The organism is Pseudomonas sp. 1D4, assembly GCF_001728925.1.
Taxonomy (GTDB): Bacteria; Pseudomonadota; Gammaproteobacteria; order Pseudomonadales; family Pseudomonadaceae; genus Metapseudomonas; species Metapseudomonas otitidis.
In genome coordinates, this window is the sequence record NZ_LXJQ01000006.1 from 95,256 (window position 1) to 121,784 (window position 26,529).

A 26,529-nucleotide genomic window follows, 5' to 3' on the forward strand; every position below is an offset into this window, starting at 1 on the left:
GCGGCCGTGATGAAACGCCACCTCTACCTCTGGCACCGCTGGCTGGGCATCGCGCTGTGCCTGTTCATGGCGCTGTGGTTCGTCTCCGGCATCGTCATGCTCTACGTCGGCTACCCCAAGCTGACCCAGGCCGAGCGCCTGCAGCACCAGGCCCCGCTGGCCTGTGCCGGCTGCGTATCGCCGGCCCAGGCCCTGCAGGCGGCCGGCGGCGAGCCGCCGCGCAGCCTGCGCCTGGCCCAGGTGGCGGGTGAGCCGCGCTACCTGCTCGGCTACGCCAGCGGCAACCGCGCGGTGGACGCCCGCAGCGGCCAGGTGCTGGACGGGGTCGGTTCCGCCGAAGCGCTGGGCATCGCCCGGCACTTCGGCGGCGCCGAGGCGGGCCACCTCGGGCTGGTCGACGAAGACCTCTGGAGCCACAGCCGTGCCCTGGACGGGGACCGGCCCCTGCACCGCGTGCAACTGCGCGATGCCGCCGGCACCCAGCTCTACCTGTCCTCGCGCACCGGTGAAGTGGTGCGCGACGCCAGCGCCCACGAACGGGCCTGGAACCTGCTCGGGGCCTGGCTGCACTGGCTGTACCCGCTGCGCGGCGGGTGGCTGGATGGCGCCTGGTCGAACATCGTCATCTACCTCGCCCTCGCCGCCACGCTGATGGCCCTGCTGGGCATGGTGGTCGGGCTGCTGCGCTGGCGCTTCTCCAAGCCCTACCGCAGCGGCTCGCGCTCGCCCTACCCCTCGGGGTTCGGTCGCTGGCACCACATCAGCGGGCTGCTGTTCGGCACCCTGCTGGTGCTGTGGGTCTTCAGCGGGCTGATGTCCATGCGCCCCTGGCACCTCACCGAAGGCCGCTCGGCCTTGACGCCAGCAGTCTTCCAGGGCGCTCCGCTCAGCGCGGCGACACTGCAAGGCGACCTGGCGGACGCCCTGCAGCGCCTGGAGCAATCGGGCCTGGCGCCGGTGGAGCTGGAATGGCGGATGCTCGGCGGGCACGCCTACCTCAGCGCGCTGGATGCCCAGGGCAACAGCCGCGTGCTGCCCCAGGACGGCACCGGCGCGGCGCTGGAACGGCTGCCCCAGGCCACCCTGGAAGCGGCCGCGCCGATCCCGGTGGCCCACGCCGAATGGCTGCAGCACTACGACGCGTACTACTACGCCCGCGGTGATGCCAGCATGTACGGCGGCCAGCCCCGCCGCCTGCCGATGCTACGACTCCAGTTCGAGGACGACGGCCACAGTTGGGTCCACCTGGACCCGCACACCGGCGCGGTGCTGGATGTGCTGGACGGCAACCGCCGGGCCGGCCGCTGGCTATTCAACCTGCTGCACAGCTGGGACTGGCCCCCGCTGCTGGAGCGGCCCCTGCTGCGCGAGGCGCTGGTCATCGGCTTCAGCCTCGGTGGCCTGGCGATCTGCCTCAGCGGCGTGGTGATCGGCTGGCGCCGCTTGCGCCCACGGCAGCGCAAGCGCTGAAACACCGTGCGCGCCGGTGCAACCCGGCGCGCACGGGCTTCCCGCCCAGCAATCTTGTGCACACCCACCGTTCATAAAACCACCAGCCCGGCACAGGCCCCGCCTGCCGGGCGCCGAGGTCGTCGGTCAACCGCTTATCCACAGCGTCATCCACCGTTTCTGTGGGTAGCACCCGGCCATCACGCCGGGTTGCACCTGCCCTCAGACCTGTGGCAGATGCTTGGTCACGCAGTGGATGCCACCACCCCCGGCGGCGATCGGGTCGATGTTCAACTGCTCCACCACCCGCCCCGGGTAGAGCCGGGTCAGCAGCGACTTGCAGTAGGCGTCCGCCGCCGCATCGCCGAACTGCGGGGCGATCACCGCACCGTTGAGCAGCAGGAAGTTGATGTAGCCAGGGGCGAAGTCCGGGTTGCCCCGGGTGTACGCATTGCTGCGCACCTTCAGCGGCGGCGGCAGCGTGTGCACCACCAGGCGACGGCCATCGGCGTCGGTGGCCGCCTTGAGGATCTCCAGGTGGCGGCGGGTCACCGCGTAGTCGTAGGACTTGGGATCGTTGTCCAGGTTGGCGATGACCACGCCCGGCTCCACGAAGCGCGCGTAGAAGTCCACGTGGGCGTCGGTGATGTCCTTGTCCTTGATGCCGGGCAGCCAGATGATCTTGCGCAGCCCGAGGTTGGCCTTCAGCTCCGCCTCGATCTGTGCCTTGCCCAGCCCCGGGTTGCGGTTGCCGTTGATCCAGCAGCTCTCGGTGAGGATCGCCGTGCCGGCGCCGTCCACTTCGATACCGCCGCCCTCGCCCACCAGCGCGCTGCGCAGGTAGCTGGCCTCCATCTCCTCGCTGAGAAGGTCGGCGACGTGGGTGTCATTGCCGGCCGCCTGCTTGCGCCCCCAACCGTTGAAGTTGAAGTCCACCAGCCCCAGGCCGCCGGCACCGTCCGTCACGAAGCAGCCGCCGTAGTCGCGCACCCACACGTCATCCAGCGCCACCGGCAGGTACTCGACGTTGACCGTGCCGCAGGCACTGCGCGCCTGGGCCAGTTGGCCGGGGCGGTGCAGCACGGTGACCGGCTGGTACTTGGCAATGGTGCGGGCCAGCTTGCCCAGGGTGGCGTTCACCGCGCCGGCCCAGTCCTCCCAGATGGCGGGGGATGCGGCGTAGGCGATGATCACCCGCTCCTGGCGGTGGTGCTCGCCGGGCATGTACCAGCTGGCGGCCAGCGCCGCCGGCACCCGCGCCGCGCCGAACCCCAGGCCCAGGGTGGCCGCTGCACCGAGCCCGCTGGCCAGCATCATGTGTTTCATGAAATCGCGTCGTGTCGTCATTGCACGTGCTCCGTTCAACGGGCGGTCACGGGGACCGGGCGGTCTTGAAGGTGGTCCAGGCACGCATCCGCGCGCGCATGTCCCGCTGGGGGATGTCCTTGCCGGGAATCAGCCGCTGGTAGGTGGCCGCGTCGACGTAGATGTCCGGGTTGTTGCGCATGTCCTCGGCCACCAGGGGCCGCGCCGCCGCGCTGGAGGTCGGGTAGCCGGTGGCATTGCTGATGGCTGCCATGCGCTCGGGGCGCATGAGGAAGTTGATCAGCGCGTAGGCGTACTCCGGGTGCATGGCGTCGGCGGGAATGGCCATGGTGTCCATCCACACAGTGGTGCCTTCGCGGGGCACCCGGTACTGGAAGCGCACGGCCTTGCCGGCCTCGTCGGCGCTGCGCTGGGCCTGGGTCATGTCGCCGCTGTAGCCGAGGGACAGGCAGATGTCGCCGTTGACCAGTTGGGTGACCGGCTGTGACTGGAACTTGCGGATGTAGGGCTTGATGCCCTTGAGCAGCGCCACGGCCTCGGCCAGGTCCTCCGGCCGTGCGCTGCGCGGGTCGTGCCCCAGGTAGTTGAGCACCACTGCCAGCACCTCGTCGGGGGAGTCGATGAGGGAGATGCCGCAATCGGCGAAGCGCGCGGCCAGCTCGGGCTTGAACAGCATGTCCAGACTGTTGACCGGTGCACCGGGCAGGCGCGCGTCGATCTGCGCCTGGTTGTAGGTGAGGCCGATGGTGCCCCAGGTGTAAGGCACGGTGGCATGGCGCGAGTACGGGTAGCGGGTCTGCAGGGTCTTGAGGCCGGGCTCGATCTCGTCCAGGTGCTCCAGCCTGGCCGGGTCCAGCGGCTGCAGCGCACCGGCGCGCATCAGCCGCTCGGCCACGGTATCGCCGGGGAAGATCAGGTCGTAGCCGCTGTGGCCGGACATCATCTTGGCCTCCAGTGTCTCGCTGCTGTCCATCACGTCGTAGATGACGCGGATGCCGGTCTCGCGGGTGAAGGCTTCCAGGGTGTCGGGGGCGAAGTAGTCCGCCCAGTTGTAGAGGCGCAGCAGCTTCTCCTCGGCGTGCGCGCTGCCCAGGCCGAGCCCGAGGGCCAGGACCAGCAGGGATCTGCCCAGGTTCATCGGCCGGCCTCCGTGGGGTGCCAGTGGCAGTGGGTGTGGCGCCCGTCCAGGCCCAGCAGCGGGCGGTACATTTCCGGTCGGCGGTCGCGGTAGACGCCCCAGGTGAGGCGCTCCTCGGCCATGGCCGGGAGGTCCAGCGCCTGCACCCACACGCCTTCGGATTCACGGTCCGCCTCGGCCAGCAGGCGGCCCTTGTGGTCGGTGATGAAGGACGAGCCGTAGAAGCGCATGCGCAGGTCGGCGTCGCTGCCGGCCACTTCCTCGCCGACGCGGTTGGCGGCGATCACTGGGAGGATGTTGGCGGCCGCGTGGCCACGCTGGGTCAGCTGCCAATGGTCGCGAGAGTCCAGCCCGGCCGCCCCCGGCTCAGAGCCGATGGCCGTGGGGAACAGCAGCACCTCGGCGCCCATCAGCGCCAGGCAGCGCGCGGTCTCGGGGAACCACTGGTCCCAGCAGATGCCGGTGCCGATGCGCCCATGGGCGGTATCCCAGACGCGGAAGCCGGTGTCGCCGGGGCTGAAGTACTCCTTCTCCTGGTAGCCGATGGCGTTGGGGATGTGGGTCTTGCGGTAGACACCCAGCAGGCGGCCGTCGGCATCGGCCACGCTGAGGGCGTTGAAGTAGGCGTTGCCGGCCCGCTCGAACCAGCTCAGCGGCAGCACCACGCCCAGCTCCCGGGCAAGGTCGGCGAAGCGCGCGAGGATCGGGCTGCGCCCGTATTCCTGGGCCAGGGCCAGGTGGCGGTGGTCCTGTTCGATGCAGAAGTACGGGGTGGCGAACAGCTCCTGCAGCAGGATCAGCCGGGCGCCCTGGGCGGCCGCTTCGCGCACCAGCGCTTCGGCCCGGTCCAGGTTGCGCGCCAGGTCCCAGCTGCAGGCGAATTGCGTAGTGGCAACAGTGAGGAGGCTCATGGGCTCAACCCTCCACCGGCCAGGCCGGCTGCTGCTGGGTGATGCAGTGCACCCCGCCGCCGCCATGGGCCAGGTGGTTGATGCGCACCGGCACCACTTCGCGGCCGGGGAACGCCAGGCGCAGCGTGGCAGCCGCTTCGTCGTCCGCAGCAATGCCGTAGGCCGGCATGATGATGGCGCCGTTGGCGATGTAGAAGTTGGTGTAGGAGGCGCAGAACACCTCGGCCTCGGTGTCCACCGCGTCGGTGGCCTCGAAAAGCTCCAGCATCTCGAAACGACGGCCCCGGGCATCGGTGGCCAGCTCCAGTGCACGGCGGTTCTCCCGCACCACGTCGGCGTACACCGAGCCGCTGTCGCGGGTGGCGTCCACCAGCAGCGCGCCGGGTCGGGCGAAGGCACAGACGCCGTCCACGTGGCCGTCGGTCATGTCGCCGGTGACGTGGTCCGGGTCGCCCGGCAGCCAGATGGTCTTGCGCACCCCCAGCAGGCGGGCGAACAGCGCCTCCATCTCGGCCTTGCTCACGCCGGGGTTGCGGTTGGCGTTGAGCAGCACCGACTCGGTGGTGATCAGCGTGCCCTGCCCGTCCACATGGATCGCGCCGCCCTCGTTCACCAGCGGCGCATGGAGGCAGTCCAGGCCCAGGTCCGCCAGGATGCGCGCCCCCAGGGTGGCGTCCAGGCCGTGGGCCGACTTGCCGCCCCAGGCATTGAAGCGCCAGCTGACGCCGGCGGCGCCCAGGCGCGGGTGCAGCACGAAGCTCGGGCCGGAGTCGCGGCACCAGCTGTCGTCGATGGCCATCACCACCAGTTCCACATTCGGCCCGCACAAGGCCCGCGCCCGCTCCACGGCGGACGGGTCCACCACCAGCTTCACCGGCTCGAAGCGGGCAATGGCGTTGGCCACCCGGGCGAAGTCGTCCTGGACGTCCGCCAGGGTCACGCCCCAGCCGTGCTCCCAGAGCGCCTGGTTGTGGGGAAACGCCATCCAGGTGGCGGCGTGGGGCGCCCATTCCGCCGGCATGAACCAGCCGTCGCGTGCATCGTCGAGTTGCATACAAAGTGCCTTCAGTTAAAGATTTGTTATCACTGAAAACCGTGGCCGCGGTGATGGGCTGCATGCTAGGCCCGATGATTCGGGCCAACAAACGATGCTTTTTCCATATATCTGATTAGACAGGCTTATCAATCATGCTCAAGCACTGGCCTCCCCTGAACGCCCTGCGGGGCTTCGAAGCCGCCGCACGGCTGGGCAGCTTCCACAAGGCGGCGGACGAGCTGCACCTGACCCAGTCGGCCATCAGCCAGCAGATCCGCAGCCTGGAAAGCTACCTGGAGCAGCCGCTGTTCTTCCGCAACGGGCGCAGCGTGGCCCTCACCGACGCCGGCCTGGACCTGCTCAGCACCACCCAGTCGATGCTTCAGCAACTGGCCGTGGGCATCCGCCGGCTGGACCAGTACCGCAAGCCCAACCAACTGGTGGTGAACACCACGCCGGCCTTCGCCCGCCACTGGCTCGTGCCGAACCTGGCGGACTTCCACCGGCACCACCCCGAGGTGGACCTCTGGCTGCTGACCACCGACGAAACCCCGGACATGGCCACCCAGACCATCGACATCGCCGTGCGCGACGACCTCAGCGCCCAGGCCGAGTGCAGCTTCCGCGTGCTGCTGGAGGACCGCCTGCAACCGGCCTGCCATCCGCAACTGCTGGCCACGCCCACAGCGGCGCGCACCACCCTGCATGGCGAACGGGAAATGGACTGGAGCCACTGGCAGGTACAAGGCGGCGAGGATGTGGGCCAACAGAGCCAGGGCCTGAACTTCTCCGACCCCGGCCTGCTGCTGGACGCCGCCGTCCAGGGCCTGGGCATTGCCCTGGTGAGCCGCCTGCTGTCGGCCCGGGTACGCCAGCAGGGCCTGCTGGTGGCGTTGTCGACACGCGAGGTCCGCGGCCCGAACTGGAGCTGGCTGGTGCACCGTGACAGCGAGGGCGATGCCCTCACCCGCAGCTTCTGCAAGTGGCTGCTGGCGCGCCTGGAAACGGACGTCGGTGTTGCGGGTTGAGGCGTTGCAGACAGCCCGTCGGCTCCACCGGGAAGCCGACGGGCAGAGGCGTTATGGCGCGGTCTTGGCGGCCTGGAACTGCAGGGCGTCGCGGGTGAGCTGGTCGATCACCGGGGCCAGGTCGGCGGCGGTGACCTTCTGCCGGTCGTTGCTCAGGGTCTTGCCAAAGCCCTTGCGCACGACCCGCATGACGGACTTGCCAGTGGCGTTCTCCACCAACTCGCCTTCCAGGAACAGTTCGGTGTTCTGGTCCCGCTCGCCGGCGGCGGCCATGGCGCCCCCCAGTACCAGGGCGATCGGCAACACCTCGTAGGGGCGCAGGCCCTGGTTCTCGGCAGCAACGCCGGTGATAGCGCCACGGAACACCAGGGTGCGCGGGCCGGCCTGCTCGGGGCTGACCAGCGGCAGGCGCTGGGCCAGAACGGCAGCCATCTGCTGGTTGGCACGGGCCAGCACGGCATCCAGGGTAGCCTGATCGACCCGTGCATCGGGCTTGGGTTGCGGGTAGAAGCCCAGCGGTTGCAGCACCAGGCTGTCGTAGCGGGACAGTTCGAAGCCGGGGTCCATCCAGCGCATCACCGGCACCCCGGAGGCGGAACGCGCGCTCTCCAGGCCGTCGTAACTGGAGAGGAAACCGGAATACTGGCCCTCGCTCACGGTCTTGCTGGTGCAACCACCGAGGGCGATACCCACGGCGAGGACAACGGGGAGCAGCGTGCGGATCGGGTTCATGCAGGTGTTCCTCAAGGGAGAGTCATCATTTCGGCGCTCACGACGGTCAGCGCTCGCGGGGCCAGGCGAAGCCCCCCATTAGTGATAGGCCATCCCGAGGAAAATGCCCGGACCGCTCCCCTCAGTTGCCGGCCGACAGCCCGCAGTCGATGGCCAGGTCCGCCCCGGTGATGGAGCGCGCCAGGGGCTGGCAGAGGAAATGGCACAGCTCGGCCACTTCCTCCGGCTGGATGAAGCGCGCCTGTTCGCCCTGGGGGTACTTGGCCAGCAACTCGCGGTAATAGCCGTCGGGGTCGCCGTTGCCATAGCGCTCGGCCTGGAAGGTCAGCATCGGGGTCACGATGTCGCCGGGGGATACCGCGTTGCAGCGCACGCCGTCGGGGGCCAGGTCCAGGGCCAGGGTCTTGGTCAGCAGCGCCACCCCGCCCTTGCTGGCGCAGTAGGCGGCGGCGTTGCGGTTGCCCTGGCGCCCGGCATCGCTGGAGATGTTGACGATGCTGCCGTGGGTGGCGCGCAGGTGCGGGATGGCCGCCTTGCACATGAAGAACACGGCCTTGAGGTTCACCCCCAGCACCAGATCGAAGTCCGCCTCGCTGAAGTGCTCCACCGGGCCTTCGCGCCAGATGCCGGCGGCGTTGACCAGCGCATCCAGCCGACCAAAGGCGCTGATCGCGGCCGCGACCACCGCCTCGCAGTTGTCCGGGCGACGGATGTCGGCGACGGCGATGGCACAGCCGGGGAACGCCTCGCGCACCTGCTCCAGGCCAACGGCGTCCACGTCGGTGGCCAGTACGTTCCAGCCGGTCTGGTGGAAGCGCCTCACCAGGCTGCGCCCCAAGCCTCCGGCGGCGCCGGTGATGATGATGCTGTTCATGCGGTGCTCCTCAGGGGGCCTTGTTTTCGATCAGGCAGTTGCCGCCATCCACCACCAGCAGCTCGCCGGTGATGTAGCTGGCTTCGGGGGAGGCCAGGAAGGCCACGGCCGCCGCCACTTCCTCCGGCCGGCCGGCACGCCCCACCGGCACGTAGCCGGCGGCATGGCGCTCCTCCTCGGTGCTGGACGCGGTGGCGATCCAGCCAGGGGCCACGCTGTTGACGGTGATGCCGTGGCGCGCCACTTCCAGCGCCAACCCCATGTTCATCCCCACCATGGCGGCCTTGGCCGCGCTGTAGGCCGCCTCGCCGGGGTTGCTGCCACGGGTGCCGGTGGTGGAGCTGATCTGCACGATGCGCCCGTAACCCCGTGCCTGCATGCCCGGCAGCACGGCACGGGTGAGCAGGAAGGCGGTGGTGAGGTTGCGCGCCAGGGACAGATTCCAGGTCGCCAGGTCCATCTCCGCGACTGTGGCGAAGGGCTCCGGGCTGCCCTGCATGGCCATGCCGGCGTTGTTGACGAGGACGTCGATGCGGCCCCAGCGGGCTTCGGCCCAGCTCGCCAGTTCCGCCACCTGGGCTTCGTCGGTGAGGTCCGCCGGGCGGCCTTCCACCTCGAACCCCTCGGCGCGCAGCTCGGCCACCCGCTGGGCGATGCGCTCGCTGCTGGCGGTGATCACCAGGCGTGCACCCGCCTGGCCCAGCCGCCGGGCGATGGCCAGGCCGATGCCTGCCTCGCTTCCGGCGCCGCTGATCAGCGCCACCTGCCCTTGCCACCCTGTGGTTGCCATGGTCCTGCTCCTGCTGGTTGTGATGGCGCTGGAAACTAGGCCCCTTTCGCTGATAGAAAAAGACGACCGTCATCAGCCGAACTGACAACCATGGCCTTCAGCCGCGACACCCTGCGCACCTTCCTCGCCGTGCTCGACCACGGCTCGTTCTCCGCCGCCGCGCGCCAGCTCGGGCGGGTGCCCTCGGCGGTGAGCATGGCCGTCTCGCAACTGGAGGCGGAGCTTGACCTGGTGCTGTTCGACCGCTCCACCCGCAAGGCCCTGCCCACCCAGGCGGCACTGGCCCTGGAGCCCCAGGCCCGCCAGGCCGCCAGCCAGCTCAACCTGCTGGACGCCCACGCCCTGCAACTGCACCAGGGGCTGGAGCGCCGGCTCAGCCTGGCCATGGCGCCGGAGCTGCAGAGCGGCCCCTGGAGCCGCCCGCTGGCCAGCCTGGCACGGGAGTTCCCGGCCCTGGAGGTGGAGGTGCGCTCGGCGCCCCAGGCCGAAGCCATCCGCCTGCTGCATGCCGGCGAAGTGCAACTGGCGCTGGTGTTCGAACGGCCGGGCATCGACGAGCGCGAAGCCTTCCAGGAAGCCGGCAGCCAGGTGCTGGTGGCCGTGGCGGCTCCGGACTTCGCCCCCAGCCCCCTGGACGAGCGGGAGATGGCCGCGCGCCGGCAGATCATCGTCGCCAGCGGCGCGCCCACGGCCTCGGACCCGCAGATCGTCCTGGCGCACCGGGTCTGGCTCTGCGACAACCACCTGGCCGCCCTGGAACTGGTGCAGGCCGGCGTCGGCTGGGCCTACCTGCCCGAACCCCTGGTGGCGCCGCTGGTGGCCGGTGGAGCGCTGCACACGGTGTGCTTCGACAACATGAGCAGCCACCTGCGCATCGGCGTCGACATCGTCTGGCTGAAGGCGAACCCGAGCGGCCTCGGCGCCCGACGCTACCTGGCGCTGATGCGCGCGCTACTGGCCTACAGCCCCCCGGTGTGACCCCGGGCTGCCGCGGCCGGGGTCCCCCCTACGGGAGTCGGGTTGCACCCCTGCGATTTCACCTCCACAGTTCCGGCATCCACGCCCCTCGACGGGCACGGGCCATAACAGAAGAACGTCCCATGCGATTCCTTTCTGCCTTCCTGATCCTGCTGCTCCCGGCGTTTGCGCTGGCCGGAGCCGACACGCTGCGCGTCGACCTGCGCGACCGCCCGCCCGAAATCTGGAGCATCGACGGGCGCCCCACCGGCCCCTTGGTCAAGGTGCTGGAGGTGGCCGCCGAGCGCGCCGGCCTGCACCTGGAATGGCGCTACGCGCCCTTCGCACGCAGCCTGGCGGACCTGCGTGAGGGGCGCATCGACCTGGTACCCAGGGTGTTGCCCGACCCGGAGCGCGACCACTACCTGCACTACCTGCCGAGCATCGGCACCCAGCACAAGTACATTCTCTTCGCCATACGCCCCACTCAGCGGCTGGAGCGTTACGAAGACCTGGCACCGCTGCACATCGGCATCAAGCGCAGCACCCTGTACTTTCCGCGTTTCGACACCGACGCCAGTCTCAACAAGCAACCGGCGGTGGACGACGACATCCTGGTGCGCATGTTCCGCGCCGGCCGCATCGACACCATCGCCGTGCTGGACAAGGCCGCCATCGACACCGCCTTCGAGAACATCGGCTTCAGCGACTACACCTACGCCGGGCTGCGCGAGCCGATCCGCGTGGAAAACCGCTTCGCCGCTTCGCAGAAGCTGTATGACAGCGGCCACGCGGCACTCTACGATCGCCTCGGTCGCGAGCTGGAGGCCATGCGCCGCAACGGCGACGTGGTGTCCATCTACCGCGAACAAGGCGTCGAACCGCCCACCCCGTGAACCCATCGATGCCCGGCCCCGCCGGGCCGCCGTATCGAGTACCGCATGACCCCTTCACCCGATGCCCTGCTCCTGCTGCCGGGCCTGCTCAACGACTCGCGCCTGTGGGCCCATCAGGCCGATGCCCTGCGCGCGGAGCGGCCGGTGCACATCGCCGACCTGACCCGTGACGACAGCATTCCCGCCATGGCCCGCCGGGTGCTGGCCGAGGCGCCGCCACGCTTCGCCCTGGGCGCTCTCTCCATGGGCGGCTACGTGGCCTTCGAAATCCTCCGCCAGGCCCAGGAGCGGGTGACCCGCCTGGCCCTGGTGGACACCATGGCCAGCCCGGACAGCCCCGAGCGCGCCGCCAACCGCAAGGGCTTGCTGGAGCTGGCGCGCCACGGCCGCTTCGTCGGCGTCAGCCCGCAGTTGCTGCGCCGGCTGATCCACCCCCGCCACCTGGGCACTCCGGTGGCCGACACCGTGCGCGCCATGGCCCGCGATGTGGGACGGGAGGGTTTCATCCGCCAGCAGCAGGCGATCATCCAGCGCCAGGACGCCCTCGACCTGCTGCCCCGTCTTCAACTCCCCACGCTGGTCGTGGTGGGCGCCGACGACCTGATCACCCCACCCGCCGAAGCCTACCTGATGCACGCCGCCATACCCGGCTCGCGCCTGGAGATCATCCCCGGGTGCGGCCATCTGCCGCCCCTGGAGGCGCCGGAGCAGACGCTGTCGCTGCTGCGCGAGTGGTTGGCCTGAGCAAAAATCTGCCAGCATTTCGCCACTGATCCATACTCCTTCGGTCGCATCGCACGTGATCGGGGGAGTCATGGGCCACAGCGCTGAGGGAGACATCTTTCGCCGGGCATTCGAGTCGTCGTCGGTGGGCCTGGTCCTGCTCGAACTCGACGGCCGTATCCAGCACGTAAACCGGGCCCTGGTGGAGATGCTCGGGCGACCCGGTGCCGACCTGCTTGGCGAGCCACTGGAGACCCTGTTGCACCCGCGCGACCGCCATGCGGTACGCCGCGCCTTCGACCGTGCCCTGCGCCAGCATGAGGACATGGAGTGTGGCGAAGTGCGCCTGGCCTCACCGGCTGCCAATCCCCACTGGCTGCACCTGAGCCTGCGCATGGTCGAGGACGATCACGGCCAACCCACCCACTACCTGGTGCGCCTGCAACCGCCCCTGGGACACCGTCAGCGTGCCGAGCAGATGTACCTGCTGAGCTACGCCCTGGACTACACCGCCGACGGGGTGCTTCTGCTGGATGGCGAACGGCACATCCGCTACCTCAACGAGGCTGCCTGTCGCCTCACCGGACAATCGCGCCAGCGCTTGCTGGGCCAGTCCCTGTCACAGGTTCTCGCGCCACTGGTCGGCACACTGGCGGACCTGCTGGCCGACGACGAGAGCCTGCAGGAGGCGTTGGAAAACCAACGGATACTGAGCTGCGAACTGCAGGTGCCCGGCGAAGACTCGCCGCGCTACGTCACCCTCCAGTTCAGCCATTTCCACTACAACCAGCGCCCCTACAGCCTGGCGCTGGTCCACGACTTCACCGAACAGCGGCGTATCGCCAACGCCCTGCTGCGCAACGAGCGGCAGTTCCGCGCGCTGATCGAGAACACCCCCGATGCCATCGGCCGGCTGACCCCCGACTTCCGCCTCATCTACGCCAACCCAGCCCTCGAGGCGCTGTGTCGCCTGCCCCTGGTGGAGGCCCGAGGCCGACCGGCGCGAGAAGCCTTCGGCGACAACTCCCAGGTCGACATCATGGCCGACCTGGTGCGCGAGGTGGCCGCCACCGGCGAGTCCATGGAGGAGGAGCTGATCCACGGCATCGACGGCCCCGCCGACCGGCAGATTCACTACCTCATGCAACTGGTGCCGGAGCGCAACGCCGAGGGCGAGGTGACCAGCGTCATCTCGGTGGCCCGCGACATCAGCGGTATCCGCAAGGCGGAGCGCCGCCTGGCCGCCAGCAACCGCCAGTTGCGCGAGCTGTCCAGCCGCCGGGAAAGCGCCCGCGAGGAGGAGCGCAAGCTGATCGCCCGGGAAATCCACGACGAACTCGGCCAGCACCTCACCGCCCTGCGCATGGGCATCTCCCTGCTGCGCCTGCGGCACGGCGAGCAGGCACCGGGGCTCGGCGAGGGCGTGGAGCGGCTCATGGCGCTGTGCGACCGCACCATCGGCGTGGTCCGCTCCATTGCCACCACCCTGCGCCCCTCTGCTCTCAACATGGGCCTCTACCCTGCCCTGGAATGGCTCATCGACGAATTCCGCAGCCACCACGCCCACATCACCTGCGAACTGGTGGCCCACAGCGGAGCCCCAACCCTGGACGACAACCAGGCCACCACCGCCTTCCGCATCGTCCAGGAAGCGCTGACCAACATCGCCCGTCACTCCGGTGCCAGCCGTGCAGTGATCAGCCTGGAGCGGCTCGACGACCGCTACGTGCTGGACATCACCGACAACGGCCAAGGCTTCGACCCGACCAAGGTCGGCAAGCGCTCCCTGGGCCTGGCCGGCATGCGCGAACGCGGCACCAGCCTGGGCGGCGAAGTGGTGATCTTCAGCCACCCGGGCCAGGGCACCACGGTGCAAGCCACCTTCCCCGTCAACGAGCCTACGGAGTCCTCATGACCCGCATCCTCATTGCCGACGACCACGCCATCATGCGCGGCGGCCTCAAGCAACTGATCGAGTTCGACACCCGCCTGCAGGTGGCAGCCGAGGCGGAAAACGGCGCCCAGGTGCTGGAGCAGCTGCGGGTGGGGGAATTCGACCTGCTGCTACTGGACATGAGCATGCCCGGCCTCAGCGGCGAGGACCTGATCAGCCGCGTTCACGGCCGCTACCCACGCCTGCCGATTCTGGTGCTGAGCATGCACAACGAGGCGCAGATCGCCCAACGCGCCCTGCGTGCCGGGGCCAGCGGCTACCTGACCAAAGACCACAACCCCGAAACCCTCCTGGCCGCGATCCACCGGGTCGCCGGCGGCGGCCGCTACCTGGACCCGCGCATCGCCGAGCAACTCGCCTTCGCCAGCAGCAACCCCGTGGACGATACTGCTGCACAGCTTTCCGACCGCGAGTTCCAGATCCTCCGCCTGCTGGGTCAGGGCCTCAGCGTCAACCAGATCGCCGACCAACTGGTGATCAGCAACAAGACCGTCAGCACCCACAAGACGAGGCTGATGGAGAAAATGGGCTTCACCTGCAACGCCGACATCATCAAGTACGCCATGACCCACGGGCTGACGGCCTGAGCAGCGACGCCACATGCCGGGATGTCGTGCGTGACCTCGCCACATCCCATGGACTGCGGTAACGCGGCCCCTCGGGAAATCCCTACAAAAAAGCAGGATGTCCCGATGCCATCACCGGGATAGGACGATAGGGCCGATCGCGCCCCGCGCCCATGCTGGACACAACCCCGCAACGCATCGCCGCTGCGGGCCCCGTGTCCTGAAGGAGCGTGACCGTGACGAGCCCGACCCCCACTTCCAGCGTCCCCTGGCTGCCCATCGCCCTCTGCGGTGCCGGTTGCGCGGTGCTGTTCTGGACGGCCAGCCAGTTCCCCTCCCCGGTCTGGGCCCTGGCGGCCGTGGCACCCACGCTGCTGATGTGGGTCGTCCTCGCCCAGCGCGGGGCCACCCATGAACAGGCACTCAACCGGGCCCGCGACGAGGCCCTGGCCGAAGGGGCCCGGATCGAGGCCGAGCGCCATGTGCAGGGCCTGCCCGAGCTGTGCGTCAGCATCGCGCCGATCTGGTCGGCGCAGATCGAATCCGCCCGCCACCAGACCCAGACCGCCATCGAGGCCCTTTCCGAGCGCTTCGCCCGCCTCGCCGGCCGCATCAGCGAGGCCGTCTCCAGCGGCATGCAGGCCGACAGCGATGCCCTGGTCACCCTGCTGGCCCAGAGCGAGGTGGAGCTGGAAGACATCGTCAGCCAACTGCGCCTGGCGCTCTCCAGCAAGGAGAGCCTGCTGCAGGAGGTGGAGCGGCTGAACAGCTACACCGCCCAACTGCGCACCATGGCCAAGGAAGTCGGCGACGTGGCCAAGCAGACCAACCTGTTGGCCCTCAACGCCGCCATCGAAGCCGCCCGCGCCGGTGAGGCCGGTCGCGGCTTCGCCGTGGTTGCCGATGAGGTGCGCAAGCTCTCCACCCTCTCCGAGGAAACCGGCAAGCGCATCGGCGACACCATCGAGACCGTCAGCGGCGCCATCGAACGCACCCTGCAGGTCTCCAACGAACACGCCACCCGCGACGCCGGGACCCTGGAGCACGCCAGCCAGGTGATCCGCCAGGTGATCGCCCAGTTCCGCTCCGGCGCCACCCGCCTGATGGAACACGGCAACGCCCTGCGCCAGGACAACGCCGTGGTCGGCGAAGAAATCTCCGAGGTGCTGGTGGCCCTGCAGTTCCAGGACCGGGTCAGCCAGATGCTCGGCCACATGCGCGACGACATCGGCCGCCTGGCCCAGCACCTGGAGGAGGACGATGCCCGCCACGTGGATGCCCGCTCCTGGCTCGACGAACTCTCCCGCACCTACACCACCCCCGAACAGCACGCCATTCACCAGGGCCGCAAGAACGGCTCGGGCACTCCCGGCACCAGCCATTCCGCTTCCGACATCACCTTCTTCTGAGGACCGATCCATGGCCAAGACCATTCTCATCGTCGACGACTCCGCCTCCATCCGCCAGGTAGTGGGCATGACCTTGAAAAACGCCGGCTACGACGTCCTCGAAGGCGTCGACGGCAAGGACGCGCTGACCAAGCTGGACGGCCGCAAGGTCCACCTGATCATCAGCGACGTGAACATGCCGAACATGGACGGCCTCACCTTCCTGAAGAACGTCAAGCAGCTGGCGGCGTACAAGTTCACCCCCGTGATCATGCTCACCACCGAGGCCGGCGATGCCATGAAGTCCGAAGGCCAGGCCGCCGGGGCCAAGGCCTGGGTGGTCAAGCCGTTCCAGCCGGCGCAGATGCTGACGGCCGTTTCCAAGCTGATCCTGCCCTGATAGGGAGACCGCCATGAGCACCCTGGAATCCGCCGATGGCAGCCGCCGCCTCACCCTGGACAGCGCGCTGACCATCTACACCGCCGCCGACACCAAGCTGCTGCTGGCCAACGCCCTGCAAGGGGCCGTGGCCCTGCACCTGGACCTCAGCGCCATCGAGGAAGTGGATTGCGCCGGCCTGCAGCTGCTGCTGGCGGCCTGCCAGGAGGCTCGGCGCCAACACGTCAACCTCAGCCTCGAAGGGGCCAGCCCGGCCATGACCGAGATCCTGCAATTGAGCGGCCTGCGTGACCTGCTCCCCATCGGAGGGCTGCACTGATGAACCTCGACAGCGTGATCGGCACCTTCATCGCCGAAAGCCGGGAACTGCTGCAGCAGATGGAAGACGCCCTGCTGCAGATCGAGCAATCCCCGGAAGACCCCGAACTGATCAACGCCATCTTCCGCGCCGCCCACACCATCAAGGGCTCCTCCGGGCTGTTCGGCTTCGACTCCATCGTCGCCTTCACCCATGTCGCCGAGAGCGTGCTGGACCGCGTCCGCGCCGGCGAACTGCCGTTCAGTGCCGACCTCAGCGCCCTGATGCTGCTGGTGGGCGACCACCTGGCCGGCCTGGTCAACCACCTCGCCGAGGGCCGAGACCTGGCTGAGCTGCCGGAGGTCATGGGCATCCACGAAGCCGAACTGGTGCAACGCCTCAGCCAATACCTGAACGGCACCCCGGCCGTCACTGCCGAAACGCCCTCCGAATGCGCAGCCGCCCCCCGCGATGGCGTCGCCAGCCAGCACTGGCACCTGTCCCTGCGCTTCGGTGCCGACAGCCTGCGCGACGGCATGGACCCGGTGTCCTTCCTGCGCTACCTGGCCACCTTCGGCGACCTGCTGCACATCGAGCCGGTGCTCGACCACCTGCCCAGCTTCGAGGCCCTCGACCCCGAAGCCTGCTACCTGGGCCTGGAAGTGGCCTTCACCACCGAGGCCGACCAGGCGGTGCTCGAAGGCGCCTTCGACTTCGTCCGCGAGGAAGGCCGCATCCGCATCCTGCCCCCCAACGCCCCCCTCGCCCGCTACGCCGAACTGCTGGCCGAGCAGGCCGATGAAGGCGAGACCCAACGCCAGCGCCTGCTGCGCTGCGGCACCCTCAGCGAGGCCGAACTGGCCAGCCTGGACGCCCTGCGTCCGGCCGAGATGTCCGACGCCACGCAGGCAGAAACGCTGGCCGCCGAGCCGAGCGAAACCACCGCGGTCGGCAAGGCCCTCAAGGAAACTGCCCGTACCAGCGGCGACACCAACCTGATCCGCGTCGACGCCGGCAAACTGGACCAACTGATCAACCTGGTGGGCGAGCTGATCATCGCCGGCGCCAATACCCGCATGCTCGCCCAGGGCTGCGGCCTGGTGAACATGAGCGAATCCGCCGAGACCCTCTCGCGCCTGGTGGAGGAAGTCCGCGACTCCGCCCTGACCCTGCGCATGGTGCAGATCGGCGCCACCTTCAACCGCTTCCAGCGGGTGGTGCGCGACGTCTCCAAGGAGCTGGGCAAGGACATCGTCCTGCGCATCAGCGGTGGCGACACCGAGCTGGACAAGACCGTGGTGGAGAAGATCGGCGACCCGCTCACCCACCTGGTGCGCAACGCCATGGACCACGGCATCGAGCCGGCCGAGCAGCGTCGCGCCAGCGGCAAGCCCCTGCAGGGCATGGTGCGCCTGAACGCCTACCACGAAGCCGGCGGCATCGTCATCGAAGTGAGCGACGACGGTGGTGGCCTAAACCCCGAGAAGATTCTCGCCAAGGCCGTGCAGCGGGGCCTGGTCACCGAAGGCCAGCAACTGACCGACAAGGACACTTTCAACCTGATCTTCGAGCCCGGTTTCTCCACCGCCGACCAGATCAGCAACCTCTCCGGCCGCGGCGTTGGCATGGACGTGGTCAAGCGCAACATCACCGCCCTGCGCGGCACCGTGGAGCTGGACAGCCGACTGGGCGCCGGTACCTGCGTGCGCATCCGCCTGCCGCTGACCCTGGCCATCATCGACGGCTTCCTCATCAGCGTCGGTAGCTCCAGCTACGTGGTGCCCCTGGACATGGTGGAGGAATGCATCGAGCTGCCCAGCAGCGACCTGGACGACCTCGAGCAGTTGGACCTGCGCGGTGACGTGCTGCCCTTCATCCGCCTGCGCAACCTGTTCGAGGAAGCCAGCCTGCGGCCCCGCAGGGAGAACGTGGTGGTGGTCAGTTACGCCGGGGTCCGCGCCGGCCTGGTGGTGGACCAGCTCCACGGCGAGTTCCAGACCGTCATCAAGCCCCTCGGCAAGGTATTCGGCCAGGTCCCGTCGCTGTCCGGCTTCACCATCCTCGGCAGCGGCGCGGTGGCACTGATCCTCGACATCCCCGGCCTGCTCGCCCAGTTCACGCAACCTGGCAGCGCATACACCGCTGGCCAGTCCACCCCATCGAGGAGTGCTCTGCAATGAATCTCACAATCCATGTCGCAGCGCTGACCGCCCCCGTCAGCCGAGCGCTTCCGGAATACATCGAGGACCTGGCCCGTGTGGACAGGCGCGCCCTCACCCTGCTGCAACTGGAGCAGGCACCGAGCATCGCCCAGATCGCCGCGCTGACTGACCAGCGCCCCCTCCCCCAAGTGTCTCTCGTCTGATTGCTCAGCCCCGTACAGGAGTCCTTCAAATGACCATCAGCAAGAAAATGACCCTAATGGTGATGTCCGCTCTGCTCGGCATCCTCCTGATCGCTGGGGTTGGCTACCAGCAGATGAGCCAGGTCTACACCGCTGCCAACTTCGCCAATGTCAATTCGGTGCCAAGCATCGTCGCCCTGGAGAAGATACGCAGCGCCGTGAACACTCAAATCCAGTTGGACTTCAGCCACATCCTCAACACCGACGCCACCGCCAAGGCAGATATCGAAGCAGCCATAGAGGCCCACCACGGCTATGTAAAGTCCTCCATCGACGATTACGCCAAACTGCTGGCCAGCGACGAGGACCGGCAACGGCTGGATGCTGACCGCAAGATGATCACCGAACTCAAGAAGGGGATGAAGAGCGTACTGGAAATGTCTAGCAACAACCGGGGCGAAGAGGCTCGGGACGCCATGACCAGCCTGATCGAGAACTCTGTGAAGCCGCTCCTCGAGCAGCTCGAAAATCACAGCGACTACAAGGTGAAGATGGCCAAAGCCGAAGGACAGCGAGCCGAAACCATCCTCAAGCACGCCACTGTGATTTCCATCGTGATCCCCCTCATCACCCTGGTGGTGGTCGGCCTTATCGGCGCCCTCATCACTCGTAACCTGCTGCGCCAGCTCGGAGGCGAACCGGCCTACGCCATGGACGTGGTCAGCCGCATCACTGCTGGTGACCTGACTACCATCGTGAACACTCGGCCTGGCGATACCAGCAGCATGCTCGCCGCCATCAAGACCATGACGGAGACGCTCGGCCAGCTCATCAGCGAAATGCGCCACATGTCCGACGAGCACGACAAGGGCGATATCGATGTGGTGATCGACGCCTCGCGCTTCCAGGGCAGCTACGGGGAAATTGCCCGCGGCATCAACGCCATGGTCGCCGGCCACATCAGCGTGAAGAAAAAGGCCATGGCCTGCGTCAAGGCGTTCAGCGAGGGCGATCTCACTGCGAAGTTGGAGCAGTTCCCCGGCAAGAAAGCCTTCATCAACGACACCATCGAAACCCTGCGCCGCAACATCACCGGCCTGATGGACGAGATGCGCCACATGTCCGACGAGCACGACAAGGGCGACATCGACGTGGTGATCGACGCCTCGCGCTTCCAGGGCAGCTACGGGGAGATTGCCCGCGGCATCAACGCCATGGTCGCCGGCCACATCAGCGTGAAGAAGAAAGCGATGGCCTGCGTCAAGGCCTTCAGCGAAGGCGACCTCACCGCGCCCCTTGAGCAGTTCCCTGGCAAGAAAGCCTTCATCAACGACAACATCGAAACCCTGCGCCGCAACATCCAGGCACTGATCGAAGACACCCAGATGCTCAGCCAGGCCGCCCTGGACGGGCGCCTCGATACCCGTGCCGATGCCGGCCGGCACCAAGGGGACTTCCGCCGCATCGTCAACGGCATCAATGACACGCTGGAGGCCATCATCGCCCCGCTGCGTGCAGCCATGAGCGTCATCGAGGGCCTGGCCGATGGCGACCTGACCCGCACCATGGGCGGACGCTACAACGGCCACCTCGACGAACTGCAGCAGTCGCTCAACGCCACCGTGCGCAAGCTCGCCGACGTGATCGGCCAGGTGCACCAGTCCACCAGCATGCTCAGCAGTGCCGCAGAAGAAATCTCCGCCACCGCGCAGAACCTGAGCCAGGCCGCCTCCACCCAGGCCGCTTCGGTGGAGGAGACCAGCACCGCCATGGAGCAGATGTCCGCCTCCATCGCGCAGAACACCGAGAACGCCAAGGTCACCGACGCCATGGCCGGTAAGGCCGCTCGGGAAGCCAACGAAGGAGGTCAAGCCGTTCGCGAGACCGTATCGGCCATGAAGACCATCGCCGACAAGATCAGCATCGTCGACGACATCGCCTACCAGACCAACCTGCTGGCACTCAACGCCGCCATCGAGGCCGCCCGAGCCGGCGAGCATGGCAAGGGCTTCGCGGTAGTGGCCGCCGAGGTGCGCAAGCTGGCCGAACGCAGCCAGGTGGCGGCCCAGGAGATCAGCGAAGTGGCCAAGAGCAGCGTCTCCCTGGCCGAACGCGCCGGCACCCTGCTGGACCAGATGCTGCCCTCCATCACCAAGACCTCCGACCTGGTGCAGGAAATCGCGGCAGCCTCGGAGGAGCAGACCACCGGCGTCAACCAGATCAGCGATGCCATGACCCAGCTCAGCGACATCACCCAGCAGAACGCTGCCGCCTCCGAGGAGTTGGCGGCCACCTCCGAGGAGATGACCGTGCAATCGACCAATCTGCAGGACCTGATGCAGTTCTTCCAACTGAGCAGCTCGAACGAGGCAAACAGCCGCTCACGTGCCCACCCCTCGGCAACGCTGCCGCACCGCAGCACCTCCTCGTTCCAAGGCGGTGACCAGGATGGCGGTTTCGTCCGCTTCGGGAGCTGAACACCATGAACCTCGACCTCGCATTGCAATCAGGCGAAGAGCAACGCCAGTACCTGACCTTCCGGGTCGGCCGCGACCTGTTCGGCGTCGCCACCCGCTACGTGCGGGAGATCCTCGAGTTCCACGCCATCACCCAGGTGCCGATGATGCCGCCGCTGGTGCGTGGTGTGATCAACCTGCGCGGCGCCGTGGTGCCGATCATCGATCTCGCCGAACGCTTCGGCCTCGGCAGCACCGAACTGGGCGCACGCACCTGCATCGTCATCGTCGAGCTGCAGGACGGTGACGAGGCCCAGTTGATGGGCGCCCTGGTGGACGCCGTCACTGCGGTAGCGGAGATCGAGCCGCTTGCCCTGCGCCAGGCCCCCGCCTTCGGCAGCCGCGTGCCCCCGGAGTACATCGAAGACCTCGCCCGTGTGGACGAACGCTTTCTCACCCTGCTGCGCATGGAGCAGGTGCTGAACGTCGACCAGATCGCCGCGCTGGCCGGCCAGCGCAACACCTCCCGACTGTCCCTCGTCTGATTGCGCAGACGCGCACAGGAGCCCTGAGAATGACCATCAGCAAGAAAATGATCCTCCTGGTGATGTCCGCCCTGCTCGGCATCCTCCTGCTCTCGGGGGTCGGCTACCAGCAGATGAACCAGGTCTACACCGCCGCAAACTTTGCCAATGTCAACTCGGTACCCGCTATCGAAGCGTTGAGCGAGTTGCGCAATGCGGTCGATGCCAAGACCCAGCACATCTATGCCCACATCCTGACAACCGACGACAAGGACATGGAACGGATCGAGGCCAAGATCAAAGCCGACCAGGCAGCATTGATGACGGCCATTGCCGACTATGAAAAAACGATCGTCAATGCCGAGGACCAGCAACTCTTCGACATGGACAACGAGCTCATCTCGGAACTCATGCAGAAAGCGGAAGCGATTCTGGCGCTGTCTCGCGCCAACAAGAACGAGCAGGCCCGAGACGCCATGATCGAGCTCCAGAACAACTCCATCGAAACAACGCGAACCGCACTGAGCAAGCACCGTGACTACAACATCCGCATGGCTACCGAAGGCAGCCAGCGTGCCGAAGCCATTCTCAAACAGGCCACACTGATTTCCATCATGGTTTCCATCGTCACCCTGGTGATAGTTGGCCTGATCGGCGCCCTCATCACTCGTAATCTGCTACGCCAGCTCGGCGGCGAACCGGCCTACGCTGCGGACGTGGTCAGCCGTATCGCTGCCGGCGACCTGACCGCCACCGTCGAGACCAAGCCCGGCGACACCGGCAGCATGCTGGCGGCCATCAAGACCATGGTGGAGAAACTCAGCCAGATCATCGGCGAGGTGCGCAGCAACGCCGACGCGCTGACCAGTGCCTCGGAGCAGATCTCCGCCACCGCCCAGAGCATGAGCCAGGGCGCCTCGGAACAGGCGGCTTCGGTGGAGGAAACCAGCGCCTCGATGGAACAGATGTCCGCCTCCATCGCACAGAACACCGAGAACGCCAAGGTCACCGACGGCATGGCCAGCAAGGCTGCCCGTGAAGCCGATGAAGGTGGCCAGGCCGTGCGCGACACCGTATCGGCCATGAAGACCATCGCCGACAAGATCAGCATCGTCGACGACATCGCCTACCAGACCAACCTGCTGGCCCTCAACGCCGCCATCGAGGCTGCCCGTGCCGGCGAGCACGGCAAGGGCTTCGCGGTGGTCGCCGCCGAGGTGCGCAAACTGGCCGAGCGCAGCCAGGTGGCCGCCCAGGAGATCAGCGAAGTGGCCAAGAGCAGCGTGTCCCTCGCCGAACGCGCCGGCACCCTGCTGGGCCAGATGGTGCCCTCCATCGCCAAGACCTCCGACCTGGTACAGGAGATCGCCGCCGCCTCGGAAGAACAGACCACCGGCGTCAACCAGATCAGCGATGCCATGACCCAGCTCAGCGAGATCACCCAGCAGTCCGCCTCCTCCGCCGAGGAGCTGGCCGCCACAGCCGAAGAGATGAGCGGCCAGGCCGAGCAACTGCAACAGCTGATGGACTTCTTCAAGGTCACCAACGCCGGCAAGGCCGGCCGTGATGCCGGTGCCAAAGGCAAGGTCGGTGCAGCACGCAAGGCAGCCCGTCGGGTGGTGGAAGACAGTGACGACGACGCCTTCGACGACGCAGTACCCGCCGGCTTCGTCCGCTTCCAGCACTGATCCGACCTTTCGATACCGTGACCGGGGCACCTGCCGGTGCCCCCAGGAGCCAAGCATGTCCAGCGTCTTCAGCCGCCCCGGCGACACCACCCAGCCGGATGCGCCCCAGCAGTACCTGACCTTCACCCTGGCCGATGAAGTGTTCGCCGTCGGCACACGCAGCGTGCGCGAGATCATCGAGTACGGCCACCTGACCCCGGTGCCGATGATGCCGCCCTGCGTGCTCGGGGTGATCAACCTGCGCGGTGGCGTGGTGCCGATCATGGACCTGCGCCAACGCTTCGGCGCCGGGCACACCGCCATCAGCCGGCGCAGCTGCATCGTCATCCTGGAGGTGGAACGCGGCGAACTGCGCCAGGTGATGGGCATCGTCGTCGAGGCGGTCAACGCCGTGATCGAGATCGGCACCCAGGACATCGAACCGCCCCCTAGCTTCGGCACCCGCATCCACACCGACTTCATCCATGGCATGGCCAAGCTCGATGGTCGCCTGGTGGTGCTGCTGGACATCGGCCAGGTGTTGTCCCTGGACGACCTGCAGCACCTGGCCGAAGCCGGCGCCACCGCCGACCTGCAACAGTCCGCCTGACCGGGAGCCTGCCATGACCGATCTCAGCCTCTCCAACCGCGAGTTCCAGCAGTTCCGCGGGATGATCCACGAGATCGCCGGCATCGCCATGTCGGAGGCCAAGCGCCAGCTCATCGCCGGCCGCCTGAACAAGCGCCTGCGCCATTTCGGCCTGGGCAGCTACGGCGACTACTACCAGTTGCTGATGAAGGACAAGGGCGAGCTGCAGATCGCCGTCGACCTGCTCACCACCAACGAGACCTACTTCTTCCGCGAGCCCAAGCACTTCGAGTTCCTGCGCGAGAAGCTCGGCACCGAGCTGCGCAGCGGCAGCGACCCGCTGCGCATCTGGAGCGCCGCCTGCTCCAGCGGCGAGGAGCCCTACACCCTGGCCCTGCTGCTGGCAGACGCTGTTGCCGCCCGCCCCTGGGAGATCCTCGCCTCGGACATCAGCACCCGCATCCTCGACAAGGCGTGCGCCGGGCTTTACCTCCTGGAGGACGCCGAAGGCATCCCCAGCGACCTGCGCCAGCGCTTCTGCCTGAGGGGCACCGGGCGCAACGAAGGGCTGTTCACCCTGGACCCGGCACTCAAGCGCCGCGTGCAGTTCCGCCAGATCAACCTCAACAACGCCCTGCCGGACGTGGGCCTGTTCGACGTGATCTTCCTGCGCAACGTGATGATCTATTTCGACACCGACACCAAGCGCCAGGTGGTGAAGCGCCTCTGCGCGCACCTGCGCCCCGGCGGCTACTTCCTGGTCAGCCATTCGGAGAGTCTCAACGGCATCAGCGACGAGCTGCAGTCCGTGCGCCCGTCGATCTACCGGAGGCCCCATGCGTAAGCCCCAGGGCGTCATCGAGGTGTTCCTGCAGCCGGGCGAGTTGTATTTCGGCGACCGCTACACCCGCCTGCGCACCCTGCTGGGCTCCTGCGTCTCCATCGTGCTCTGGCACCGCGAGGCGCTGCTGGGGGGCATGTGCCACTACATGCTGCCCACCTGCCGCCACCCGGGGCGCGAGCCGGACGGACGCTACGCCGATGCCGCCCTGCACCAGTTGCTGCAGGAGATCCGCAACAGCGGCACCCAGGCCAAGGACTACCGCATCAGCCTGTTCGGCGGCGGCAACATGTTCGGCGCCCGCGAGCGCCGGCACATCGGCCAGCAGAACGTCGAAGCCGGCCTGGCCCTGCTGGCCGCCCACGGCCTCACCTGCCACACCCGCCACGTCGGCGGCGGAGGCTACCGCAACCTGATCTTCGATGTGTGGAGCGGCAACGTCGCGCTCCGCCACCCCAACCCGCAACAAGTTGCCAGTCGGCGCTACGAGGCCTGCTCGCCATGAACAAGATCAAGGTGATGATCGTCGACGACTCCGCCGTCGTTCGGCAGGTACTGACCGGCAGCCTGTCCGGTCACAGCGGTATCGAAGTGATCGGCGCGGCCGCCGACCCGCTGTTCGCCCTCGAGCGGATGAACCGCAACTGGCCGGACGTGATCGTGCTGGACGTGGAGATGCCGCGCATGGACGGCATCTCCTTCCTGAAGAAGCTGATGGCCGAACGGCCCACGCCTGTGGTGATCTGCTCGACCCTGACCGAGAAAGGCGCCGCCACCACCATGGAGGCCCTGGCCGCCGGTGCCGTGGCCATCGTCACCAAACCCCAGGGCAACCTGCGCCAGTTCCTCATCGAGGCCACCGAGGAGCTGGTGGGGGCCATCAAGGCCGCCTCGCAGGCACGCCTCAAGCGGCTGCCCGGTGCCACGGCTGCCCCCGCACACGCCCTGGAACCGAAACTCACCGCCGACGCCATCCTGCCGGCTGCCGGGCCGGGCGCCATGACCCGCACCACAGAACGCATCGTCGCCCTGGGCACCTCCACCGGTGGCACCCAGGCCCTGGAATACGTGCTCACCGCCCTGCCCCGGGTCTGCCCGGGCATCGTCATCGTCCAGCACATGCCGGAGAAATTCACCGCCGCCTTCGCCGCACGGCTGAACGGCCTCTGCCAGATCGAGGTGCGCGAGGCGCGCCACGGCGACCGTGTGGTCCCTGGACGCGCGCTGATCGCACCCGGTGGCCGGCACATGCTGCTCAAGCGCAACGGTGCGCAGTACGTGGTGGACATCGTCGACGGACCGCCGGTGTCCCGGCACAAGCCCTCGGTGGACGTGCTGTTCCGCTCCACGGCCCGCGCCGCCGGCGCCAACGCCACCGGCATCATCATGACCGGCATGGGCGACGACGGTGCACGCGGGCTGCGGGAAATGTACGAGGCCGGTGCCTACACTCTGGGTCAGGACGAGGCCACCTGTGTGGTCTACGGCATGCCCAAGGAAGCGCGCAAGCTGGATGCGATTCACCGGGAAATCCCCCTGGAGCAGGTCCCGGCCTACATCCTGAGGGGCGACCGCCCCTGAGTTCGCGGTCCGGCGATGCGCAGTCGGCGACATTCCCGCTCCGTCGTCGGTGTCGCTGGGC

Annotated in this window: 25 protein-coding genes and 2 pseudogenes; 20 read left to right on the forward strand and 7 right to left on the reverse strand. The window is 67.8% G+C overall.

Annotated elements, in window-relative coordinates:
- The first annotated feature begins 9 nt into the window (after positions 1-9).
- Entirely contained in the window at positions 10-1,470 is a 1,461-nt protein-coding gene (locus A7D27_RS04985; protein ID WP_069564247.1) for a PepSY-associated TM helix domain-containing protein, read from the forward strand.
- Positions 1,471-1,671: 201 nt separating this feature from the next.
- Here the strand turns inward: A7D27_RS04985 and A7D27_RS04990 are convergent, their stop codons facing one another.
- From A7D27_RS04990 to A7D27_RS05005, 4 genes are read right to left on the reverse strand one after another with little or no spacing between them, the layout of a single operon-like run.
- Positions 1,672-2,796, reverse strand: a complete 1,125-nt coding sequence (locus A7D27_RS04990; protein ID WP_069560712.1) for an agmatine/peptidylarginine deiminase — start codon at positions 2,794-2,796, stop codon at positions 1,672-1,674.
- Positions 2,797-2,821: 25 nt separating this feature from the next.
- Complete coding sequence (locus A7D27_RS04995; RefSeq protein WP_069560713.1) at positions 2,822-3,913, reverse strand: extracellular solute-binding protein; 1,092 nt, start codon at positions 3,911-3,913, stop codon at positions 2,822-2,824.
- On the reverse strand, positions 3,910-4,824 hold the full coding sequence (aguB, locus tag A7D27_RS05000; RefSeq protein ID WP_069560714.1) for an N-carbamoylputrescine amidase: 915 nt from the start codon (positions 4,822-4,824) through the stop codon (positions 3,910-3,912). Before aguB ends, A7D27_RS04995 begins: the two co-directional genes overlap by 4 nt.
- Positions 4,825-4,828: 4 nt before the next feature.
- A complete protein-coding gene (locus A7D27_RS05005; protein WP_069564248.1) occupies positions 4,829-5,878 on the reverse strand; it encodes an agmatine/peptidylarginine deiminase in 1,050 nt (349 codons plus the stop codon).
- Positions 5,879-6,012: 134 nt separating this feature from the next.
- Here A7D27_RS05005 and A7D27_RS05010 point away from each other — a divergent pair, with 134 nt between their 5' ends.
- On the forward strand, positions 6,013-6,888 hold the full coding sequence (locus A7D27_RS05010) for a LysR family transcriptional regulator (RefSeq protein ID WP_069564249.1): 876 nt from the start codon (positions 6,013-6,015) through the stop codon (positions 6,886-6,888).
- Positions 6,889-6,939: 51 nt separating this feature from the next.
- Here A7D27_RS05010 and A7D27_RS05015 read toward each other — a convergent pair whose 3' ends face one another.
- The 3 genes from A7D27_RS05015 to A7D27_RS05025 all read right to left on the reverse strand — a co-directional run bounded on the left by A7D27_RS05015 (position 6,940) and on the right by A7D27_RS05025 (position 9,284).
- Positions 6,940-7,620 carry a DUF3313 domain-containing protein gene (locus A7D27_RS05015; RefSeq protein WP_069560717.1) on the reverse strand — a complete coding sequence of 227 codons (681 nt, stop codon included), beginning with the start codon at positions 7,618-7,620 and terminating at the stop codon, positions 6,940-6,942.
- Positions 7,621-7,741: 121 nt separating this feature from the next.
- On the reverse strand, positions 7,742-8,494 hold the full coding sequence (locus tag A7D27_RS05020) for an SDR family NAD(P)-dependent oxidoreductase (RefSeq protein ID WP_069564250.1): 753 nt from the start codon (positions 8,492-8,494) through the stop codon (positions 7,742-7,744).
- 10 nt (positions 8,495-8,504) lie between these two features.
- Complete coding sequence (locus tag A7D27_RS05025) at positions 8,505-9,284, reverse strand: SDR family NAD(P)-dependent oxidoreductase (RefSeq protein WP_069560719.1); 780 nt, start codon at positions 9,282-9,284, stop codon at positions 8,505-8,507.
- Between the two features lie 90 nt (positions 9,285-9,374).
- On the opposite strand from A7D27_RS05025, the gene A7D27_RS05030 reads away from it, so the two are divergent.
- The 18 genes and pseudogenes from A7D27_RS05030 (at position 9,375) to A7D27_RS05110 (ending at position 26,468) form a co-directional block, all read left to right on the forward strand.
- Positions 9,375-10,262: a LysR family transcriptional regulator gene (locus A7D27_RS05030; protein ID WP_069564251.1), complete on the forward strand. Its 888-nt coding sequence runs from the start codon at positions 9,375-9,377 to the stop codon at positions 10,260-10,262.
- Between the two features lie 122 nt (positions 10,263-10,384).
- On the forward strand, positions 10,385-11,137 hold the full coding sequence (locus A7D27_RS05035) for an ABC transporter substrate-binding protein (protein WP_069564252.1): 753 nt from the start codon (positions 10,385-10,387) through the stop codon (positions 11,135-11,137).
- Between the two features lie 45 nt (positions 11,138-11,182).
- A complete protein-coding gene (locus A7D27_RS05040; protein WP_069560722.1) occupies positions 11,183-11,881 on the forward strand; it encodes an alpha/beta fold hydrolase in 699 nt (232 codons plus the stop codon).
- Positions 11,882-11,951: 70 nt separating this feature from the next.
- Positions 11,952-13,775, forward strand: a complete 1,824-nt coding sequence (locus A7D27_RS05045) for a PAS domain-containing protein (RefSeq protein ID WP_069564253.1) — start codon at positions 11,952-11,954, stop codon at positions 13,773-13,775.
- Positions 13,772-14,401: a response regulator transcription factor gene (locus tag A7D27_RS05050; RefSeq protein WP_069560724.1), complete on the forward strand. Its 630-nt coding sequence runs from the start codon at positions 13,772-13,774 to the stop codon at positions 14,399-14,401. Before A7D27_RS05045 ends, A7D27_RS05050 begins: the two co-directional genes overlap by 4 nt.
- Before the next feature lie 614 nt (positions 14,402-15,015).
- Positions 15,016-15,789: a methyl-accepting chemotaxis protein gene (locus tag A7D27_RS05055; RefSeq protein ID WP_371914806.1), complete on the forward strand. Its 774-nt coding sequence runs from the start codon at positions 15,016-15,018 to the stop codon at positions 15,787-15,789.
- Positions 15,790-15,799: 10 nt separating this feature from the next.
- Positions 15,800-16,168 carry a response regulator gene (locus A7D27_RS05060; RefSeq protein WP_069560726.1) on the forward strand — a complete coding sequence of 123 codons (369 nt, stop codon included), beginning with the start codon at positions 15,800-15,802 and terminating at the stop codon, positions 16,166-16,168.
- Between the two features lie 13 nt (positions 16,169-16,181).
- Positions 16,182-16,487 (forward strand): lipid asymmetry maintenance protein MlaB, encoded by a 306-nt coding sequence (locus A7D27_RS05065; protein ID WP_069560727.1) that lies wholly within the window; start codon positions 16,182-16,184, stop codon positions 16,485-16,487.
- Positions 16,487-18,646, forward strand: coding sequence for a chemotaxis protein CheA (locus A7D27_RS05070; protein WP_069564255.1), 2,160 nt, complete (start codon positions 16,487-16,489; stop codon positions 18,644-18,646). The genes A7D27_RS05065 and A7D27_RS05070 overlap by 1 nt, the downstream gene beginning before the upstream one ends.
- Positions 18,643-18,831, forward strand: coding sequence for a hypothetical protein (locus A7D27_RS05075; protein ID WP_069564256.1), 189 nt, complete (start codon positions 18,643-18,645; stop codon positions 18,829-18,831). Before A7D27_RS05070 ends, A7D27_RS05075 begins: the two co-directional genes overlap by 4 nt.
- Before the next feature lie 29 nt (positions 18,832-18,860).
- A pseudogene (locus A7D27_RS29030) lies at positions 18,861-20,378 on the forward strand (MCP four helix bundle domain-containing protein); the annotation flags it as partial.
- Positions 20,379-20,480: 102 nt separating this feature from the next.
- Positions 20,481-21,159 (forward strand): annotated as a pseudogene (locus A7D27_RS29035) (methyl-accepting chemotaxis protein); the annotation flags it as partial.
- A gap of 133 nt (positions 21,160-21,292) precedes the next feature.
- The gene (locus tag A7D27_RS05085) at positions 21,293-21,811 is read left to right on the forward strand and encodes a chemotaxis protein CheW (protein ID WP_069560730.1); all 519 of its coding nucleotides are present in this window, start codon (positions 21,293-21,295) and stop codon (positions 21,809-21,811) included.
- 29 nt (positions 21,812-21,840) lie between these two features.
- Positions 21,841-23,478 (forward strand): methyl-accepting chemotaxis protein, encoded by a 1,638-nt coding sequence (locus A7D27_RS05090; protein ID WP_069564258.1) that lies wholly within the window; start codon positions 21,841-21,843, stop codon positions 23,476-23,478.
- Between the two features lie 55 nt (positions 23,479-23,533).
- Positions 23,534-24,067, forward strand: a complete 534-nt coding sequence (locus A7D27_RS05095; protein ID WP_069564259.1) for a chemotaxis protein CheW — start codon at positions 23,534-23,536, stop codon at positions 24,065-24,067.
- A 13-nt stretch (positions 24,068-24,080) separates the two neighbouring features.
- Complete coding sequence (locus A7D27_RS05100) at positions 24,081-24,890, forward strand: protein-glutamate O-methyltransferase CheR (RefSeq protein ID WP_069564260.1); 810 nt, start codon at positions 24,081-24,083, stop codon at positions 24,888-24,890.
- Entirely contained in the window at positions 24,883-25,392 is a 510-nt protein-coding gene (locus A7D27_RS05105; protein ID WP_069560734.1) for a chemotaxis protein CheD, read from the forward strand. The genes A7D27_RS05100 and A7D27_RS05105 overlap by 8 nt, the downstream gene beginning before the upstream one ends.
- Complete coding sequence (locus A7D27_RS05110) at positions 25,389-26,468, forward strand: chemotaxis response regulator protein-glutamate methylesterase (RefSeq protein WP_069560735.1); 1,080 nt, start codon at positions 25,389-25,391, stop codon at positions 26,466-26,468. The genes A7D27_RS05105 and A7D27_RS05110 overlap by 4 nt, the downstream gene beginning before the upstream one ends.
- Positions 26,469-26,529 lie beyond the last annotated feature (61 nt).

What these genes read in the sequence shown, in the direction of transcription:
- A7D27_RS04985 (WP_069564247.1), top strand. Translation starts at nt 10, where the DNA reads ATGAAACGCCACCTCTACCTCTGGCACCGCTGGCTGGGCATCGCGCTG.
- A7D27_RS04990 (WP_069560712.1), bottom strand. Translation starts at nt 2,796, where the DNA reads ATGACGACACGACGCGATTTCATGAAACACATGATGCTGGCCAGCGGG.
- A7D27_RS04995 (WP_069560713.1), bottom strand. Translation starts at nt 3,913, where the DNA reads ATGAACCTGGGCAGATCCCTGCTGGTCCTGGCCCTCGGGCTCGGCCTG.
- aguB (WP_069560714.1), bottom strand. Translation starts at nt 4,824, where the DNA reads ATGAGCCTCCTCACTGTTGCCACTACGCAATTCGCCTGCAGCTGGGAC.
- A7D27_RS05005 (WP_069564248.1), bottom strand. Translation starts at nt 5,878, where the DNA reads ATGCAACTCGACGATGCACGCGACGGCTGGTTCATGCCGGCGGAATGG.
- A7D27_RS05010 (WP_069564249.1), top strand. Translation starts at nt 6,013, where the DNA reads ATGCTCAAGCACTGGCCTCCCCTGAACGCCCTGCGGGGCTTCGAAGCC.
- A7D27_RS05015 (WP_069560717.1), bottom strand. Translation starts at nt 7,620, where the DNA reads ATGAACCCGATCCGCACGCTGCTCCCCGTTGTCCTCGCCGTGGGTATC.
- A7D27_RS05020 (WP_069564250.1), bottom strand. Translation starts at nt 8,494, where the DNA reads ATGAACAGCATCATCATCACCGGCGCCGCCGGAGGCTTGGGGCGCAGC.
- A7D27_RS05025 (WP_069560719.1), bottom strand. Translation starts at nt 9,284, where the DNA reads ATGGCAACCACAGGGTGGCAAGGGCAGGTGGCGCTGATCAGCGGCGCC.
- A7D27_RS05030 (WP_069564251.1), top strand. Translation starts at nt 9,375, where the DNA reads ATGGCCTTCAGCCGCGACACCCTGCGCACCTTCCTCGCCGTGCTCGAC.
- A7D27_RS05035 (WP_069564252.1), top strand. Translation starts at nt 10,385, where the DNA reads ATGCGATTCCTTTCTGCCTTCCTGATCCTGCTGCTCCCGGCGTTTGCG.
- A7D27_RS05040 (WP_069560722.1), top strand. Translation starts at nt 11,183, where the DNA reads ATGACCCCTTCACCCGATGCCCTGCTCCTGCTGCCGGGCCTGCTCAAC.
- A7D27_RS05045 (WP_069564253.1), top strand. Translation starts at nt 11,952, where the DNA reads ATGGGCCACAGCGCTGAGGGAGACATCTTTCGCCGGGCATTCGAGTCG.
- A7D27_RS05050 (WP_069560724.1), top strand. Translation starts at nt 13,772, where the DNA reads ATGACCCGCATCCTCATTGCCGACGACCACGCCATCATGCGCGGCGGC.
- A7D27_RS05055 (WP_371914806.1), top strand. Translation starts at nt 15,016, where the DNA reads ATGCAGGCCGACAGCGATGCCCTGGTCACCCTGCTGGCCCAGAGCGAG.
- A7D27_RS05060 (WP_069560726.1), top strand. Translation starts at nt 15,800, where the DNA reads ATGGCCAAGACCATTCTCATCGTCGACGACTCCGCCTCCATCCGCCAG.
- A7D27_RS05065 (WP_069560727.1), top strand. Translation starts at nt 16,182, where the DNA reads ATGAGCACCCTGGAATCCGCCGATGGCAGCCGCCGCCTCACCCTGGAC.
- A7D27_RS05070 (WP_069564255.1), top strand. Translation starts at nt 16,487, where the DNA reads ATGAACCTCGACAGCGTGATCGGCACCTTCATCGCCGAAAGCCGGGAA.
- A7D27_RS05075 (WP_069564256.1), top strand. Translation starts at nt 18,643, where the DNA reads ATGAATCTCACAATCCATGTCGCAGCGCTGACCGCCCCCGTCAGCCGA.
- A7D27_RS05085 (WP_069560730.1), top strand. Translation starts at nt 21,293, where the DNA reads ATGAACCTCGACCTCGCATTGCAATCAGGCGAAGAGCAACGCCAGTAC.
- A7D27_RS05090 (WP_069564258.1), top strand. Translation starts at nt 21,841, where the DNA reads ATGACCATCAGCAAGAAAATGATCCTCCTGGTGATGTCCGCCCTGCTC.
- A7D27_RS05095 (WP_069564259.1), top strand. Translation starts at nt 23,534, where the DNA reads ATGTCCAGCGTCTTCAGCCGCCCCGGCGACACCACCCAGCCGGATGCG.
- A7D27_RS05100 (WP_069564260.1), top strand. Translation starts at nt 24,081, where the DNA reads ATGACCGATCTCAGCCTCTCCAACCGCGAGTTCCAGCAGTTCCGCGGG.
- A7D27_RS05105 (WP_069560734.1), top strand. Translation starts at nt 24,883, where the DNA reads ATGCGTAAGCCCCAGGGCGTCATCGAGGTGTTCCTGCAGCCGGGCGAG.
- A7D27_RS05110 (WP_069560735.1), top strand. Translation starts at nt 25,389, where the DNA reads ATGAACAAGATCAAGGTGATGATCGTCGACGACTCCGCCGTCGTTCGG.